This is a genomic window from Erysipelothrix aquatica (assembly GCF_009828775.2).
Classification (GTDB): Bacteria; Bacillota_I; Bacilli_A; order Erysipelotrichales; family Erysipelotrichaceae; genus Erysipelothrix; species Erysipelothrix aquatica.
The window spans coordinates 1-17,662 of sequence record NZ_WTSY02000010.1; the positions used below are offsets into that span (position 1 = coordinate 1).

The 17,662-nt window shown below is 38.3% G+C and carries 14 protein-coding genes and 1 pseudogene; 11 read left to right on the top strand and 4 right to left on the bottom strand.

Annotated elements, in window-relative coordinates:
* Positions 1-116: 116 nt before the first annotated feature.
* On the top strand, positions 117-1,367 hold the full coding sequence (locus GVV20_RS04195; RefSeq protein ID WP_159740260.1) for a hypothetical protein: 1,251 nt from the start codon (positions 117-119) through the stop codon (positions 1,365-1,367).
* 55 nt (positions 1,368-1,422) lie between these two features.
* Positions 1,423-1,545, top strand: coding sequence for a hypothetical protein (locus GVV20_RS10625; RefSeq protein ID WP_268891080.1), 123 nt, complete (start codon positions 1,423-1,425; stop codon positions 1,543-1,545).
* A 20-nt stretch (positions 1,546-1,565) separates the two neighbouring features.
* Here GVV20_RS10625 and GVV20_RS10675 read toward each other — a convergent pair.
* Together GVV20_RS10675 and GVV20_RS04200 are read right to left on the bottom strand one after the other, a co-directional pair.
* Positions 1,566-2,006, bottom strand: a pseudogene (locus tag GVV20_RS10675) (prepilin peptidase); the annotation flags it as partial.
* Between the two features lie 61 nt (positions 2,007-2,067).
* A complete protein-coding gene (locus GVV20_RS04200) occupies positions 2,068-3,312 on the bottom strand; it encodes a hydroxymethylglutaryl-CoA reductase, degradative (RefSeq protein ID WP_159740258.1) in 1,245 nt (414 codons plus the stop codon).
* A gap of 111 nt (positions 3,313-3,423) precedes the next feature.
* On the opposite strand from GVV20_RS04200, the gene GVV20_RS04205 reads away from it, so the two are divergent.
* The 4 genes from GVV20_RS04205 (at position 3,424) to GVV20_RS04220 (ending at position 9,016) form a co-directional block, all read left to right on the top strand.
* Positions 3,424-4,365 (top strand): L-lactate dehydrogenase, encoded by a 942-nt coding sequence (locus GVV20_RS04205; RefSeq protein WP_159740257.1) that lies wholly within the window; start codon positions 3,424-3,426, stop codon positions 4,363-4,365.
* Positions 4,366-4,578: 213 nt separating this feature from the next.
* The gene (typA, locus tag GVV20_RS04210) at positions 4,579-6,390 is read left to right on the top strand and encodes a translational GTPase TypA (RefSeq protein ID WP_159740256.1); all 1,812 of its coding nucleotides are present in this window, start codon (positions 4,579-4,581) and stop codon (positions 6,388-6,390) included.
* Positions 6,391-6,412: 22 nt separating this feature from the next.
* Complete coding sequence (gene tgt / locus GVV20_RS04215) at positions 6,413-7,567, top strand: tRNA guanosine(34) transglycosylase Tgt (RefSeq protein ID WP_159634539.1); 1,155 nt, start codon at positions 6,413-6,415, stop codon at positions 7,565-7,567.
* Between the two features lie 141 nt (positions 7,568-7,708).
* Positions 7,709-9,016: a PTS sugar transporter subunit IIC gene (locus tag GVV20_RS04220; protein WP_159740255.1), complete on the top strand. Its 1,308-nt coding sequence runs from the start codon at positions 7,709-7,711 to the stop codon at positions 9,014-9,016.
* A gap of 54 nt (positions 9,017-9,070) precedes the next feature.
* On the opposite strand, the gene GVV20_RS04225 is transcribed toward GVV20_RS04220, so the two are convergent.
* Together GVV20_RS04225 and GVV20_RS04230 are read right to left on the bottom strand one after the other, a co-directional pair.
* Positions 9,071-11,254, bottom strand: a complete 2,184-nt coding sequence (locus tag GVV20_RS04225; protein WP_159740254.1) for an internalin N-terminal domain-containing protein — start codon at positions 11,252-11,254, stop codon at positions 9,071-9,073.
* A gap of 230 nt (positions 11,255-11,484) precedes the next feature.
* A complete protein-coding gene (locus tag GVV20_RS04230) occupies positions 11,485-12,294 on the bottom strand; it encodes a MerR family transcriptional regulator (protein ID WP_159740253.1) in 810 nt (269 codons plus the stop codon).
* A gap of 83 nt (positions 12,295-12,377) precedes the next feature.
* Here GVV20_RS04230 and GVV20_RS04235 point away from each other — a divergent pair, with 83 nt between their 5' ends.
* From GVV20_RS04235 to GVV20_RS04255, 5 genes are all read left to right on the top strand, one after another.
* On the top strand, positions 12,378-13,004 hold the full coding sequence (locus GVV20_RS04235; RefSeq protein WP_159740252.1) for a YitT family protein: 627 nt from the start codon (positions 12,378-12,380) through the stop codon (positions 13,002-13,004).
* A gap of 76 nt (positions 13,005-13,080) precedes the next feature.
* Positions 13,081-13,524, top strand: coding sequence for an NUDIX hydrolase (locus tag GVV20_RS04240; protein ID WP_159740251.1), 444 nt, complete (start codon positions 13,081-13,083; stop codon positions 13,522-13,524).
* 95 nt (positions 13,525-13,619) lie between these two features.
* The gene (locus GVV20_RS04245; protein ID WP_159740250.1) at positions 13,620-14,468 is read left to right on the top strand and encodes a PRD domain-containing protein; all 849 of its coding nucleotides are present in this window, start codon (positions 13,620-13,622) and stop codon (positions 14,466-14,468) included.
* Positions 14,469-14,577: 109 nt separating this feature from the next.
* On the top strand, positions 14,578-15,987 hold the full coding sequence (gene treP, locus GVV20_RS04250; protein ID WP_159740249.1) for a PTS system trehalose-specific EIIBC component: 1,410 nt from the start codon (positions 14,578-14,580) through the stop codon (positions 15,985-15,987).
* A complete protein-coding gene (locus tag GVV20_RS04255; RefSeq protein WP_159740248.1) occupies positions 15,977-17,602 on the top strand; it encodes an alpha,alpha-phosphotrehalase in 1,626 nt (541 codons plus the stop codon). The genes treP and GVV20_RS04255 overlap by 11 nt, the downstream gene beginning before the upstream one ends.
* The last annotated feature ends 60 nt before the right edge of the window (positions 17,603-17,662 follow it).

The window sequence follows — 17,662 nt, forward strand, 5'->3', positions numbered from 1 at the left end:
TATGTATACAATATTTGAAAATTTATAAGAATATGAGAGTATGCACTGAAAATGTATATGCGATTTTCGACGACGAGGGTATCTTTCGATGATATAATAAAACAAAGAGGTATTGTATGAAACATGTGTTTTCACGGGAAGAAAAATCAGTTTTATGGATACAGATACTCATATCTGTAGTTTTAATCGTTATTGGGGTCCTTTTTATTTATCGTGATAACCTCATGTGGTCACTTATCTATCTCGCCATCCGGATTGCGTTGATTGCATCGTTTGTGGTTTCGATTTATCAAAGTATCCGAAATCGAAATGTCTTTAATGGGTTGATTGGATTAGGTGCATTGGGGCTTTTTATACTGCTGGGATTAACGGAGTATCTCTATATTGAGATTATTGCAATTATTTTTGGGATGTGGGCAATGTTTAATGCAGCAGTCCATGGACTTGAACTTTATGTAAAAATTAAGGACAACGAACCAGGGAAGTTTGGAAAGATTATTGCATTTCTAATTTCATTTGGGATGGGTTTATTACTGATTTTTAGTGGTGTTGAAAACCGTTTTATTATTAATTTACAAGTTGGATCATATATTATTTTATATGGCATAGTGGAAGGTTTCTCGGCAGTTCAAGTACTATTCCGCAATAAAATTAAGATTAGTTTTTCTTTACCTGTATTCTTTGCTGCATTAATTCCGAATTTTTTAATAAAGAGTATTAATCGTATTGAGTTGGAAAATCCAGGTAGTTTTTCTAGCGAAGTTGAACCATCAACGGGTACAATGTTATCAGTATACCTTTATGCAAAAGATGAAGGACATAGCCGAATTGGACACCTTGATATAGGATATCGCGGTAGTATTTATTCATATGGGGCTCATGATAACTTTAACCGTGCAAAATCAATGGCATATGGCGATGGTGTTATGATTATCGGGAGTGAAAAAGACTTTGTTCAATATGCAGTTGATACAGGTACAACAGTCTTTCGTTTCTTTATTCATCTAACACAAGAACAAGCGAGTCAAATAGAAGCACGAATTGACACAATTTTAGAAGATGCGTTTTACTATGATTACCCTTATCAGGAAGATCCTGAAGGTGAGAACTATTTAACGCGGCTACGCCAGGCCAATCTAAAAGTAGATTTCTACAAGTTTAAGCGCGGTAAGTTCAAGACATACAATGTATTTACGACCAATTGTGTACTTGTCGCGGATCAAATTATTGAATCGAGTGGAATGCGGCTAATACAAATAAGTGGTGTAGCAACTCCAGGTGCTTACTATGAATATCTTGAAAGCCAACTCAAGAAACCTGGTTCAGGTGTAATTCAGAAAAAAATATATACATCAAAGAGCTCGTAAGAGCTTTTTTTATTGAAAACCAAACCATATTGGTGCGTCAAAAAATAAGGTCATAATGAATCCTAAAGTGATAAATGGAACAAAGGGGATGCCATCACGCATTGAACGACGATGTAAGGCAATGAGTAATATAGAGCAACCGGTAGCACTCATTACTGCGATTACAAATGTGATGTAAAATGAAACTAAGTTTAGATAAAGTGAACAGATGAGTAGCAAAATAACATCACCAAAACCCATATACTTACTATTTTTTAATACGATTAATAATAAGGGGACAACACAGATTAAGAGGATGAAGTGGTTTGGGGATAAAGGGTTTATGGCACGCTGAAATAGTGATATCATGAAGCAAATGAGTAGATGTTGGTTCGATATACAACAGGTATAAGTATCAATTAAACTCATCAACACAAGGATAACTATAAACAAACCGTGGGCTATCCGAACAAACCATGGAATGTCCATTTCCATCAAACGACGGAAAAGCAAGAACAGGTTGAATGCTATGAAAATAAAGACTGAAAAATGTCGTTGAACCTGTAATCGGTTGTTGATTGCGTGGATTGTATGGAATCCCTGGCACCATACTAAAAATGTCAGGAATATGCAAAAAATAGAAGTTAATACAGATTGCATTGATTTCACCTCTATCTTATAAATAGCGGGAATTGCCAATAAATCCTAAAAAAAGCAGAGATTATTCTCTGCTTGCATACTTCATAACTATTTTGTTGGCTGCTTCCAGATTCATGGGTTGTGTTTGTGTCAGTTCGATCACGATTGCGTCAAGATATTCAGTCGGCGCACCGGCTTGAAGAGCGAGTGATCGTGCTTGAAGTGCCATGTGCCCTTTTTGAATGCCATCGGTCGTTAATGCATAGATGGCTGCGAAGTTTTGGGCAAGGCCGACACTCGCAATTATCATCATGAGTTCTTGAGCATTCTCAAATTTCATAATTTTGCGTGCTAATTGAGCTTTTGGATGAATACCCATCGAACCACCAACCGAACCAATTGGCATCGGTAAAGTTATAGAACCAAGGATATCACCATTTTCGGCTACAGACCATTTCGTTAAGGGTTGATATGTTCCTGAAAGTGAAGCGTAGCTGTGTACTGCAGCTTCGATTGCACGCCAATCATTGCCACTTGCCAAGACGACAGCATCAACGCCGTTCATAATACCCTTATTATGTGTTGCTGCTCGATATGGGTCTACCATCGCAAGATCGGATGCCTGTTTAATGCGTGAGGCAATCAGATTGGAATGTTTAAGTGTACCAGGATTTAAACGGACGGAAGCATGAACAATGGACTCCGTTGTAAGGTTTGATAAAATCCCCATTAAGGCATCTGTCTCAAATTTTTCGGCTAAGTAACCTTTTACGGCTTCCAACATTGTATTTATCATGTTTGCACCCATAGCTTCTTGAGTATCTACAATTAAATAAACAATTAAGAAGTGTGTTTTATCGGGATTCATCACATACTTGGACTCTATTTTGTGAAGTCCTCCGCCCCTTTTCACAATCGATGGGTAAGCAGTGTGGGCGATATGCTGTAATTCTGAGAAATTATTCTCAAGATAATGCATCATTTCGTGCGGGTTTTCGGGATTAGAAAATGCAATTTGCCCCCGCATGAACCGACTTTCTACATGACTCGTTATACCGCCATTACGTTGGAATATTTTTGCGGCATTACTAGCGGCGGCAATCACTGATGGTTCTTCTGTGACCATAGCCATCACAACATCTTTTCCATTGATTAGAAATCCAGGAGCAACTCCCATTGGAAGTTCATAGGTGGTAATTGCATTTTCAATCATATTGTCGTAAACGGATTCTGGTAAAGGCGTATCCAAGGTTACGTCGTAACGCTCGTCTTGAACAAGGACAGCTTTCCGAGCTGCAATATCTTTCTTATAAAATTTTGTATACATGTGAATCACCTCATAGATTAAGAATAACTTATCACGATGAAAATGCAAGCAAACTCTACCGCTTCTTAACGCAGTTTTGGTATGATGAAGACAGACAAAAGGAGAGATTCTATGAAAGCAAATAAAGTTTCAATAATTGGTGCAGGTTTTGTTGGTTCAACCACTGCATTTGCGTTAATGAATAGTAATGTCGTATCCGAAATTGTGATTGTTGATATCAACAAAGATAAAGCGAAAGGTGAAGCAATGGATCTGGATCAAGGTCAAGTATTTGTTTCTCCCGTAAAGGTTGTAGCTGGTGATTATCCGGAGACAGCAGGTTCTGATATCGTAATTATCACCGCAGGTTTGGCACAAAAACCTGGGGAAACACGAATTGATCTTGTAAATCGAAATATTGAAATCTATAAGCAGTTAATTCCAAGTATCGTTGAGTACAATCCCGATGCAATTCTCTTGGTTGTTTCGAATCCAGTTGATATTTTGGCACAAATAACCTACCAACTTTCAGGTTTCCCAGCGAATCGCGTTATTGGTTCAGGAACAGTTCTTGATACCGCGCGTTTCCAATCAATCTTAGCAAATAAGTTTGCTGTTGATCCTCGTAATATCCACGCGAACATTATTGGTGAACATGGTGACAGTGAGATTGCTACATGGTCACTCGCGACAATTGCAGGACTTACAATCGAGCAGTATTCACGCAATATGAACATCGAATTTAATGACGCAATGCGTGATCAAATTACACATGATGTCAAAACGGCTGCATACGAAATTATTGATCGTAAGGGATATACAAATTATGCAGTCGCACTTGCAGTAACACATATTGTGAAAGCAATCCTACGTGATGAAAAATCAATTCTAACCGTATCTACATTGCAAAGTGGTGATTACGGAATTGAAGATGTTTATATTTCAGTACCAACAGTCGTGGGTCGTCAAGGCGTTCTTAATACTGTCGAAGTTCCATACAGTACAAACGAAGTGTCAGCCCTTCGAGAATCTGCAGATATGCTTAAAGAAATTATCAACCAATCAAATCTATAAAGTATACGAATAGTCCGCCGTTATGGTGGGCTATTTTCGTAGTGAAGCACAGGTGCAAATCTTAACCAAGGGTGATGAACACGAGAAAAACAGAGCAAATTGCTTGAAAATGGAACTTTTTTCGTCTGTAAACGCACTCATGATTGCATTTTCTACACTTTTACTACGAATTCGTGTATAATAGACCAGTTGTAGAAAAGGAAAATGTAATATATGAAAAAAATAATAAACATAGCAGTTATTGCTCACGTTGACGCTGGTAAAAGTACACTCGTAGATGCGATGTTAAAGTCCGCAGGTGTATTTCATGAGAATCAAGTGGTCGTGGACCAAGTTATGGATAGTGATGATATCGAGCGTGAGCGTGGTATTACAATCTATTCCAAAAACTGTAGTGTCGAGTATGGCGACATTAAAATTAATATTGTGGACACTCCTGGCCATGCTGACTTCTCAAGTGAAGTTGAACGTATCATCAAAACAGTTGATACAGTTATCTTAATTGTTGATAGTGCAGAAGGACCAATGCCACAAACACGTTTTGTTCTAAACAAAGCGCTTGAAAATGGTTTAAAGCCAATCTTATTAATTAATAAAATTGATAAACAAGACCGTCGTGTTGAAGAAGTCATTGAAGAAGTTTACGAACTCTTTATGGATCTTGATGCAACCGATGAACAACTCGAATTCCCAATTCTTTACGGAATTACGAAGAAACAAATTGTTCAAAGATCATTAGATCAAGATGCTACAAACATCAAAGATCTCTTTGATACAATCGTTGAACACACACCACTTTATCCAGATTACGATAATGATCCACTTCAATTCCAAGTATCATCATTAGCTTATGATGAATATGTTGGACGTCTTGGAATCGGTCGTATTACTAAAGGACAAGTTAAAAAAGGACAACAAGTAGCAGTTGTTGACAATAATGGAAATGTTAAACGTCAATCAATTTCAAAAGTCTATGTCTACGAAGGTCTAAAACGTGTGGAAACACAAGTTGCATACGCAGGGGACATCGTAATGGTTGCTGGTGTTGATGACATCTCAATTGGTAACACATTGAATAATGTGGATCACATTGATCCATTGCCACCAATTATTATCGAAGAACCAACATTGTCCATGAACTTCATGGTTAATGCTTCACCATTCGCAGGTCGTGATGGAAAATACGTCACATCCCGAAACATTAAAGAACGTCTTGAAAAAGAACTTGAAGTTAACGTGGGATTACGTGTTGATGATACGGGATCAGCAGATTCATTTAAAGTTTCTGGTCGTGGAGAACTTCACTTATCAATCCTTATTGAAAACATGCGTCGTGAAGGATACGAGCTTGCAATTTCAAAACCACAAGTTATTACGCAAATCATTGATGGCAAGAAACATGAGCCAATCGAAACTGTAATTATTGAAGTACCAGAAGCATATTCAGGAACAATGATCAGCCAAATTAGCCTTCGTCAAGGAGAAATGACTGACATGACTGAAGACCGCGGTATGGTTAAACAATACTGGAGAGTTCCAACACGTGGTTTAATTGGTTTCCGTGGAGACTTTATTAACTCAACGCGTGGTGAAGGTACAATGGTTCGCCAATTCTTTGGTTACGAGCCATATAAAGGTGCTATCCAACAACGTCAAAACGGTTCGATGGTTTCAACAGAACAAGGTGTCTCAATGGCATACTCAATCTTTAACCTTCAAGAACGTGGTCAATTCTTTATTGGTGCACAAACAGATGTCTATGAAGGCATGATCGTCGGAATTGCCGCACGTGATACTGACATGGATGTTAATCCAACAAAAAACAAAAAACAAACAGCGATTCGTAGTTCAGGACGTGATGAAGCCATGAAACTTACACCACCAGTCCAACTAACACTTGAATATGCACTTGAGTTCATTCGTGATGATGAATTAGTCGAGGTCACACCTCTAAATATTCGTCTACGTAAACGTTTCCTAAAACCACACGAACGTAAAGCTGCAATCCGAAACGTACAAGAATAATTAATGAGAGAGGTGTCGTACTATGGCATTGGATAACCAACCACTAAAATATACGTTGCTGAAAACTGAAAAAGATACAGGTGCTCGACTCGCATCCATTGAAACGCCACACGGCGTTGTGCAAACGCCAATGTTTATGCCAGTTGGAACACTTGCAACTGTAAAATTCTTATCACCTGAAGATTTATACAATATCAATTCTCAAGTAATCTTGAGTAATACGTATCACTTATGGCTCCGTCCGGGATCAGATATTGTTAAAGAAGCAGGTGGATTGCATAAATTTATGAATTATGACGGACCAATCCTCACAGATAGTGGTGGATTCCAAGTCTTCTCTTTAGGGAAAATTCGTAAAATTGTTGAGGAAGGCGTTCACTTTAAAAACCATCTTAATGGAGATGCACTCTTCCTAACTCCAGAAATTTCAATTCAAGTCCAAAATGATTTAGGAGCAGACATCATCATGAGTTTTGATGAATGTCCTCCATATCCAGCAACTTATGAATACATGAAAGAAAGTATCGAGCGTACAGTTCGATGGGCAAAGCGTGGTCAAGAAGCACACCAACGCCCACATGATCAAGCACTCTTTGGAATTTGCCAAGGTGGAGAATTCTCGGATCTTCGAGAATGGCATGCCAAACAACTTGTTGATATGGACTTCCCAGGATACTCAATTGGAGGAACCAGTGTTGGTGAACCCAAAGATGTCATGTACAAAATGATTGAAGATACTATCAAACATTTGCCTGAAGACAAACCGCGATACCTGATGGGTGTTGGGAGTGTTGATGGATTGTTTGAAGGAGTATTACGTGGTGTTGACATGTTTGATTGTGTGTTACCAACACGTATTGCACGTCATGGTGCTGCGATGACAAGTGTCGGACGTATCAACATGAAGAGTGTAAAATATGAACGTGATTTCTCACCACTCGATGCAAATTGTGATTGTGAGGCATGTACAAAATACTCTAAAGCCTACTTACGTCATTTAATGCGTACGAACGAAGGTCTCGGAATGCGTTTACTATCAATCCATAACTTACGTTACTTATTAAAACTAATGGAAGATATTCGAGAAGCAATTAAAGATGATCGTCTCCTTGCACTTCGTGATGAAGTCTATGAAGCGTATGGAATTGCGGATGGAAGTAACACTTCTGGTTTCTAATTCAGCTAAGCTTTGACACAATGTGTCGAAGCTTTTTTATTGTTTAAAGAAGGGGGGGATAGTCACATAGTGAAAACGCATACATATATATTGAATCTAATGAATATAATGTTACAATGTTTATATATAGGAGGATTCACTATGAATGCATTAATGACTTTTTTGGAAGCTAAAATTATGCCCTATGCGACAAGAATTAGCGGACAGCGCCACATGTCCGCAATTCGTCATGGAATTATTGCTACGCTTCCATTAACGATTGTAGGATCGTTTTTTACAATTTTGCTGAATATTCCCGTACCCGAAATTGCTGCAGTCATCGAGCCGTACAAAGCAATGCTTGATATACCTTTCCGATTTACAGTTGGAACGATGTCACTGTATTGTACCTTTACCATTGCCCAACATTTAGCAGGTACTTATCAATTAGATAAGGTTTCAACGGGATTACTTGCTGTCTTGGCGTTTCTCATTTCGACAGTTGTACCAGTCCATGTTACACAAGCTGTCGATGGTGTAATTGGATCGGGCCGCTACATTAATATAGGTGCATTGGGTTCTTCATCGTTATTCGCAGCCATTGTCACATCGATAATCACTGTCGAGATTTTCCGTTATATGAAGGCAAAAGATTGGACAATAAAAATGCCAGATGGTGTTCCACCCGAAGTCGCAAATTCATTCATCGCGCTACTCCCAACTGCAGTGGTAATTCTATTCTTCTGGACGATTCGCTATCTCTTAGGGTTTGACATTAATGGTTTTCTCACCACAATCCTAATGCCATTGAAAGGCTTATTAACAGGAAACAGCCTCATTGGTGGATTACTCACAGTATTCTTAATCTGTATTTTCTGGGTAATGGGAATTCATGGCCCTGCAATTTTAGGTCCTATCATTCGTCCATTCTGGGATATGTCGATTGCGGAAAATATGGAAGCGTTCACTAATGGCGTACCTGCATCGCAATTACCCAATATATTTACAGAACAGTTTATTCAATGGTTTGTTTGGATTGGTGGATCAGGGGCAACGTTGGCTTTGGTCGTTCTCTTTATGTTCTCAAAATCTAAATATTTGAAGCAATTAGGAAAACTATCGATACTTCCAGGACTCTTCAATATTAACGAACCCATTATTTTTGGAGCCCCAATTGTCATGAATCCAATTCTCGCAATTCCATTCATTGTTGCGCCATTAGTTATGACGACAGTTTCATATATCTTTTTAAAACTTAATTTGATTCCTATGATGGTTGCGAAGTTACCATTTACCGTGCTTTCACCAATTGCGGCCTGGATTAGTACTGATTGGACAATCATGGCAGCAATCTTGGTAATCATAAACTTTGTAATCTCGTTAGTCATCTACTACCCATTCTTTAAAGTGTTCGAGAAACAACAGCTAGAACGTGAGCTTGAAGCGAATGGCGAGACGCCAGAGTTATAGAAAAAAAACCGCAATTTGCGGTTTTTTTCTTACTGTCCTTGTATGTATGTCGAGTTAATCATTGAATTTCTTCTTAACTATGAGAAGTGCACCACCAATTGTTAGTAGAACACCAACACTGATTGCTTTATAAGAAGTCGCGATTCCGGTCTTTGGAAGCGATCCACGGTTTTGCTCGGCTTTCGTTGCCGGTGTTTTCTTGTCGTCTTTTTTATCATCAACCTTACTATCTACAACAGTTACGTTGATCGTTGTCGTAGTTGATTCATGTTCGGAAACAAAGAGTGTAACTGGATACACTCCAACTTTATCAAAACTTGAAGACTTTGTATCAACAGCTGTTGGTGTATTTAAAGTTGTATTCATTCCAATCGCATGGGAACGTTTGATAATGTCTTGTGACGTCATTGTTCTTGCATCATCTAAACTAACCGTAAAATCAGAACCATTGATTGAGTAGTTGTTCACAACAACAGGTACATCAACGACTGTTATTATACTGTGTGATGTTACGCCATTTAAAGTATAATCGGCATCGTAAACACCAGCTACTAGTGGGTTTGGAACATTCGTTGTTACTGAGCCCCCTGCGGCCACAAACTCATCATAAGTAGTGTAGTGCGTGATTTCATTATTCGCGATGACGGTAGCACTTACAAATGCATCTCCAATATTCCATGTATCTGTAGTCTTTAATGTAAGATCTTTAGAATTCACAATGGTCGTATCTTCGAGTAAAACAGTAACTTTCCCAGAGAATTTGTAGTTTTCGTAAAGTGCTGAAATTCCTGTTGAAACACTCCAATCAAATCCGAACTCAGTTTGACCATCTTTTGGATTGAAAGTAATAGTGTTTGAAGTTGCATCATAAGTTCCGTTTTTTACAGTAGGCTTAATAGGATTACCTTCAATATCTTTTAGAGGGTTGTCCATCACAAATTTACCGTTAACGTATGGAACGACAAGAGTTTCAACTTGTCCTGTAGCGTCAACTGTCATTGTACGACTACCATCAATTCTATTAAACTGACTTAAGTCCAAAATTGCATTGTTTCTTAAGTCGATCTCGTTGAACTGTAGTGTATGTGCAGGGTTCTTCGAAATAACATCGACTTCAACATAATTTACTTTTGTATTACTTATTGTTAGGGCTGTTAAGTTATTCAATCCACTTAATCCAGTCACACTTCGAAGCGATTGATTATCTTTTATTTCTACAATTGGTAGTGATGTTAAATAATTGGGGTTAAAGGAGATGGTTTCTAAATTCTTGTTATTCATGACTGAAAAAACAACAAATCCCCCAAGCTCAAGACGTTGAGCGGATGTGAATTCAGTGATACTGTCATTATCCTCAATAATAATTGATCCAATTACAGAGACTAATGACTCTAGACCGTCGATGCGCTCTAAAGCATTGTTATTAGTAATATACAAGTCGTCACCGATTGTCTCAAGGTTTACGAGACCAAGTGTTATTAGACTAGGATTATTAGTGATGAAAATAGATCCATGAACTTGATGTAAGTTGCGCAATCCTTCAGTGTTTTGTAGAGACCTGTTATTGCTAATGTCAACATGACCAGCACTGTTAAGCCCGTAGAGTCCCTCAATATTTGTTAACTTATGGTTGCCGATAAGATCAAGGTAGGCGAGAGAGTCAAATTCACTCAACGCATCAACATTTGTGATGTCACTATATTTTATCGTAATCGTATCTAAATTCCTTAGGTATTGCAGACCATCGATGGATTTCATTGCTGGCCGGAATGGATCCTCGACACTACCGTCATAGATAAATGTTGTTATTGTATCCAACTCGTCTTGAGATACGGTATCTTCAACACCATCCTTTGACAGTTCCATTGCAATTATTTCAGCAATATACGGATCCGTAAAAATATCTTTTATGACAAATGTGTTAGGCACAACATTATCAAAGCCATCAATAATTTCAAAATCATCTCGCTCTGATAATTCAAAGGATTCATCAATAGAATCTGCATCTTCATTCTCTGGGATGGTTGTTACACTTGCGTCATCGCTATTCTCAACATCCTCAGGGTTAAGGGTTGAATTTGTGCTTGGCTCAGATTCAGTATTATTTGCAGTCTCCTGTAGTAGAGATTTATTATCTTGTCCCTCTGCTTGGATTCCATAAACGGAAACACTGCCGACGAGTAAACCGACGATGAGTACAGAAAGTCCTAGTTTTTTTGAAATTTTTGTGTTCTTCATAATAGTGCCTCTTTTCTAATAATCAAAGTTTACATTAAGATTTCAAGGGCGCTATCAATATGTAATTAAACTAGACATACATGTCATGAATCGGAAAAACACTAAAAATATTCACAAGCTTCACATGAAATATTAAGAAACATCATCGATGATTTTGAGAAAAGGCACCAAGACGGCTTTGAGTAGATAACTAAAGCACAAAATTTACTAAGAAGTCGTAATTCGCGGTTTTATTTATTATTTAGTTTTAATTGTACTTCTGTTAGAAATTCCAATTCATTCCGTGTATATCGGTTGTCGATACGATAGATTTCAAAGGGGCGATTGTCAGATGTGTAGCCGTGATCATGTGCAACACTAATAATTTTCTTCAAATTTGAAACACTCTTTTTATACGACCCTCGATAATATAACGAGATATACGTTCCGGCTGGCAGGATAAAGTCATAATCGTCGGTCTCTTCATCACCAATAAAAAAAACAGATTGCATAGTGTTTAGGATTCCTTGATTTGCATCATCATAAGAAGGAATGGCGCCAATGTCTAAATCTCCTAATTCATCCAATTCTTCTTGGTGTTTCCTGTGTAGTTGTTTAATCACAAAGTCAGTTTCTTCATCGCTTCGCATTTGTGATTCGAGCTCATAACCGTAACGAATGGGATATTTCTTAATTGTAATTGTTGAAACATCAAAGTGACGGTAGTAACGAAGCATATTACTTCGATAGGTTAGCGAATCGTTGATTTCTTTAAGTTTAGATATTTCTGTCTGAACACGTGTTTTCTCCGTATCATAAAGTGAAATCGTATGGTTGAGTGACAATGAATCCAGGTACTCTTTTATCTGCTCGGTGGAAAAATCTAAGGCCAAGAGATCACGAATGATGTTGAGGATGAAAATATCATTAAGAGAATAATAACGGTAATTGTTGTCGCCACGTTGCGGTGTAATCAATCCTTTAGTTTCATAATAACGAATGGAATCTACTCCAATACCGTATAACTTCGAAATTTCTTTGATCGTATAAAGTTGCTTCATGGGTATCCTCCAAAGTTCTCTATTTGACTCTAGTATAGTACTAGGGTTTAAAATGGTCAATATATAGAAAAAGGAGAAATACAATGTTTCGCAATAAAGAAAATAGGAAGACTGTTGGGGCAATTTTACTCGGATCTCTGATCCTATCATTCGGTCTTTATAATATTCACCAACCCCTACAAATCACCGAAGGTGGTGTTATTGGTGGGATTATACTCATCAACCACTGGACAGGGATTAATGCTTCTTACATTTCCTTTGCATTGGATCTATTGTGTTATGCCTTTGCATTCAAATTCTTAGGTCTCGATTTCATTAAAAAATCAGTGATTACATCATTTTTTGTTGCTGCGTTTTTAAGAATGTGGGAACTTCAACCTCCATTAATTACCCATCTATTTACGAATCAGTTCATTGCGGCAATTGCTGCGGGGATATTTGTTGGTGTTGGGGTCGGAATTATTGTTCGGAGTGGTGGTTCAAGCGGTGGAGATGATGCACTTGCACTCATTATCTCTGAACGTACCGGCTGGAAGCTTGCGAAAGCGTATATGATTACCGACTTTTCGGTGCTGATTCTGTCGTTATCGTATATACCGATGTCGCGAATAGTTTACTCTTTAATCACGGTAACAGTATCATCGGTCTTGATAGATATGATTAGTACTTACCGTGTTCAACCAATCAAAACAACAATTCCCCAAACTTAGTGAGATTGTGTGTTAGCACATATTTCGCTCAATTTACACATAAATAATGCATAATGGGGTTACGGAGGTGGTAACGATGTCAAAAAAATTCAGACAAACGCAGACCCCAAAAGTAGTGCCAATTGCAACGTTATTGGCCGTAGATAAAGAAGGAAATGTCCTTCTCGCAAAAAACGAACGAGGGGTATATTCGCTACCCAATATAGAATTAAAACAAAAGCAAACATTGGAAAATTCAGTCCGTATGGACATGAAAGAAGTACATGATTTAGAAGTAGGAACTTTATCACTAATGAATGTGTATTCAGATTCCGAGTTTAGCCCAAGTAAGTGGCTCGTAGAAGTTCATACGATTTACTATACTGAAGATTTTGAACCAAATGGCAGCCAGACCTTTTATCCAATGTATGATGTTCCTGAAAACATTGATGCTTTTTCAAAACGTGTTATTTGCAAGTATTATGACGATGTACAAAAATCATTCATGGACTATATTCGAGTCCATGGCGACTTATACTAAATCCAAAAGCTCGAGGTTCATGAACCTCGAGCTTTCTTTTATTAAAGATTTGACAATAAATTCATTTAAACGATACAATGCACACAGGAGAACACATGATGGAAAGAACGTACCGAATAAAAAAAATACTCAACAATAACGTTGTGAGTGCCATGAGTGGACTCCAAGAAGTTATTATCGTTGGGATGGGGGTTGGCTTTCAGGGGAAAGTTCATGCCAAAGTTGATAACCGAAAAATTGAAAAAGTCTTCGAACTCAAACAAGAAGACGTTTTAAAGACGTCTCAGCTTGTTCGGGATATTCCGGAAAGTATGTTCTATGACATGTATCGTCTGATTGATAATGTATCGAAGCAAACTCGAATTAATTTAGATGCTCATGCATATGTAACGTTGATTGATCATATTAATTTTGCGATGGAACGTCATCGAAGTGGTCAAGATATTAAAAACTTGATGAACTATGATCTTCAAATTTTATATGGTGATGAGTTTCAATTTGGCACTCGATTGCTAGAATTGGTTAACACGAAGTACCAAATAGAGATGCCCGACGATGAAATTGGATTCCTTACAATGCATATTGTGAATGGTGCCCATGCGGATATTAAAAACCAATCTTCGATTCTAACGGACACGGTTCTCAACTGTTTGAATATCGTTAGAGATTACTATTTAATTTCGTTAAAACTTGAAGAAGCAGCAACACAGCGTATTACAATTCACATAAAAATGCTCGTCCAACGGGCACTGAGCGACACACAAATTGACTTCGAAGAAAATATCTTGTACAATGTTATTGAAGAATTTGATAGTGCTTACAAATGTTCGCTACAAATTCAGGAATACATTGAAAATCGTTTAAAGAAAAAACTAAACCCACAAGAACTTGTCTATCTGACAATTCATCTCAATCGTTTGGAGATGATGAATAAAGGCAAGTGAGGATTTGTTACCGGAATTATGGGCAAGCCTCTCAAGTGCGTCTTTTATGACGTCTTGGGAGGCTTTTTATGTTTTCTTCTTTAAACCCCATTCCAAAGGAGGAGAGAAGATGGGAAAATATCAAAATGACGCACGTGATTTACTCAAACACGTGGGTGGCAAGGATAATATTGGGGCTGTAACACACTGTGTTACACGTATGCGCTTTGTGCTAAATCATCCTGATCAAGCTGAGATTGAGGCAATCGAGAAGATTCCGGCAGTTAAAGGAACCTTTACACAAGCGGGTCAATTTCAGGTTATCATTGGTAATGATGTCGATCTTTTCTACAATGATTTTGTAGAGATATCAGGAGTTGAAGGAACCACAAAAGAAGGTATCAAAACATTAGCCAAAACCAACCAGGGTAAAGTTCAACAACTCATGAGTAACTTAGCAGAAATTTTTGCACCACTTATTCCTGCATTGATTATTGGGGGATTAATTCTAGGGTTTAGAAATATTCTTGAGGGTGTTACCTGGGGCGAGTGGGGTAGAATTGTTGATAACTCGCAGTTTTGGGCAGGAATTAACCATTTCTTATGGCTAATTGGAGAAGCAATCTTCCAATTCCTTCCAGTAGGAATCACATGGTCAATTTCCCGGAAGATGGGAACAACCCAAATTCTAGGAATTATTTTAGGGATTACCTTAGTTTCACCACAATTGATGAATGCTTATGAAGTAGCTGGAGCAACCTCAATTCCATTCTGGGATTTTGGGTTTGCACAAGTTCAAATGATTGGGTACCAAGCCCAAGTTATTCCTGCAATGCTTGCTGGATTCACCTTGGTCTATCTAGAACGCTTCTGGAAGAGAATCATTCCAAGTGCTGTTTCGATGATTTTTGTACCACTCTTCGCATTAGTACCTGCGGTCTTAATTGCACACGTTGTTTTAGGTCCTATTGGTTGGACAATCGGTTCATGGATTTCGAATGTCGTATACTCAGGTCTCACATCATCATTTAGAATTCTCTTTGCAGGAATTTTTGGTTTCTTCTACGCACCCCTAGTCTTAACAGGATTACATCACATGAGTAATGCCATCGATATGCAGCTCGTTAATGACTTTGGTGGAACACTCTTATGGCCAATGATTGCGTTTAGTAATATTGCTCAAGGTAGTGCGGTTCTTGGAATTTGGTGGCTTCACAGAGGAAATACTGAAGAAGAACAAGTGTCGATTCCTTCGATCATTTCAGCATATCTAGGTGTTACTGAACCTGCAATGTTCGGAATAAACTTGAAGTATAACTATCCATTTATTGCAGCAATGATTGGATCATCAATTGCAGCTGTGATTTCAGTTGGGTTTGGATTAATGGCAAACTCAATTGGTGTTGGAGGATTACCAGGATTCTTGTCATTTAACATTGATCGTTGGCCATTGTTCTTCATAATTGCCCTCGTTGTCATTGTTGTTCCATTTGTTATTACTGTCGCATACGGCAGAAAGGTTGAGGGCAATGCAAAATAAGTTACCCGTAGTTTATCAAATTTATCCAAAGTCATTTTATGATACGAATGGTGACGGTATCGGTGATGTCCAAGGGATTATTGAAAAGTTAGATTATCTGCAGCATTTAGGTATCGATATGATTTGGCTTACACCTATCTTTACCTCGCCACAGCGAGACAATGGATACGATGTCGCAGACTATCTTGCAATTGATCCTGTATTCGGGACCATGGAATCTGTTGAAGTATTGATCGAAGAAGCGAAACGTCGTAACATTGGAATCATGTTTGATATGGTTTTAAACCATACATCAACGGAGCATGCGTGGTTCAAACGAGCACTTGAAGATCCGCAATATCGAGAGTTCTATTTCTTCCGTGACAAGCCAACAAATTGGGAATCAAAATTTGGCGGAAATGCGTGGGAGTACGTTGAATCACTCAATCTGTATTACTTACACCTCTTTGATGTGACCCAGGCGGATTTGAATTGGGAACACGAACCTGTTTTCCAAGCCCTCGTTGATGTTGTGAATTTCTGGTTGGACAAAGGTATCCAAGGGCTTCGTTTTGATGTTATAAATCTTGTATCAAAACCAGATCCAGATTCATTTGAGGATGACCATGAAGGCGATGGACGTCGGTTCTATACCGATGGTCCGCGTATTCACGAACACCTCCACCGTTTGAATCAAGAAACTTTTGGAAAATACCCTAACATCACCACTGTCGGTGAACTCTCATCGACTGATGTTCACAATGGTGTTGCCTATGCTGCACCAAAGAACCAAGAGTTATCCACAATCTTTAATTTTCATCATCTAAAAGTGGACTACAAAGATGGAAAAAAATGGGAGCTAATGCCATTTGATTTCTTACAGTTTAAGACATTGATGAAGACATGGCAGGATGCGATGGCAGCAAGCAATGCAAACATGTCATTGTTCTTAAACAATCATGATCAACCGCGCTCGGTGTCGCGTTTTGGAAATGATCGTGAATACCCTTTCGAATCTGCAACCGCGTTAGCAACAGCGATGCAATTAATGCGAGGAATGCCTTACATTTTTCAAGGTGAAGAAATTGGGTTGCCAAACGCATACTTTGATACAATCGATGATTATCGCGATGTAGAATCGATTAATTACTATGAAATTCTCAAAGCATCAATGACCGAGTCTGATGCACTTGAAATATTAAGACAACGGTCACGTGATAACTCGCGAACACCGATTCCTTGGGATGATACAAGGCACCATGGTTTTACGACAGGAACACCGTGGTTGGGATTAACCAAGTATCCAAAGGTTCAAACAGTAGCGGATAACCTTGATAATCCGAATTCAGTCTTCCATTATTACCGCAAACTGATTGCGTTACGAAAGGCTTCACAAACTATTGAATCTGGAACGATAACATTTGAAGCGATGGACCATCCCGAGCTTATGATCTATACCCGCGAATACAACGGTGAAACAATCGTGGTGGTCATTAATTTCTATGGCAATACGGTTGCATATCAACCTAAAGAAAACGTCAAAGAAATATTACTTTCCAATGTGGGGCGGACGACTTTAGCTACACCCTGTGAATTGAAACCGTATGAGGCATGTGTCTACACGCTTGTAGCATAATGTTAGGTATCAATTGATACATCGCAAAATGTCATTGTAATTTCATAATAATTAGTCGTT

Excerpts from the sequence above, each read along its gene's own strand:
- GVV20_RS04195 (WP_159740260.1), top strand. The coding sequence starts at position 117 with ATGAAACATGTGTTTTCACGGGAAGAAAAATCAGTTTTATGGATACAG.
- GVV20_RS10625 (WP_268891080.1), top strand. The coding sequence starts at position 1,423 with ATGAATCCTAAAGTGATAAATGGAACAAAGGGGATGCCATCACGCATT.
- GVV20_RS04200 (WP_159740258.1), bottom strand. The coding sequence starts at position 3,312 with ATGTATACAAAATTTTATAAGAAAGATATTGCAGCTCGGAAAGCTGTC.
- GVV20_RS04205 (WP_159740257.1), top strand. The coding sequence starts at position 3,424 with ATGAAAGCAAATAAAGTTTCAATAATTGGTGCAGGTTTTGTTGGTTCA.
- typA (WP_159740256.1), top strand. The coding sequence starts at position 4,579 with ATGAAAAAAATAATAAACATAGCAGTTATTGCTCACGTTGACGCTGGT.
- tgt (WP_159634539.1), top strand. The coding sequence starts at position 6,413 with ATGGCATTGGATAACCAACCACTAAAATATACGTTGCTGAAAACTGAA.
- GVV20_RS04220 (WP_159740255.1), top strand. The coding sequence starts at position 7,709 with ATGAATGCATTAATGACTTTTTTGGAAGCTAAAATTATGCCCTATGCG.
- GVV20_RS04225 (WP_159740254.1), bottom strand. The coding sequence starts at position 11,254 with ATGAAGAACACAAAAATTTCAAAAAAACTAGGACTTTCTGTACTCATC.
- GVV20_RS04230 (WP_159740253.1), bottom strand. The coding sequence starts at position 12,294 with ATGAAGCAACTTTATACGATCAAAGAAATTTCGAAGTTATACGGTATT.
- GVV20_RS04235 (WP_159740252.1), top strand. The coding sequence starts at position 12,378 with ATGTTTCGCAATAAAGAAAATAGGAAGACTGTTGGGGCAATTTTACTC.
- GVV20_RS04240 (WP_159740251.1), top strand. The coding sequence starts at position 13,081 with ATGTCAAAAAAATTCAGACAAACGCAGACCCCAAAAGTAGTGCCAATT.
- GVV20_RS04245 (WP_159740250.1), top strand. The coding sequence starts at position 13,620 with ATGATGGAAAGAACGTACCGAATAAAAAAAATACTCAACAATAACGTT.
- treP (WP_159740249.1), top strand. The coding sequence starts at position 14,578 with ATGGGAAAATATCAAAATGACGCACGTGATTTACTCAAACACGTGGGT.
- GVV20_RS04255 (WP_159740248.1), top strand. The coding sequence starts at position 15,977 with ATGCAAAATAAGTTACCCGTAGTTTATCAAATTTATCCAAAGTCATTT.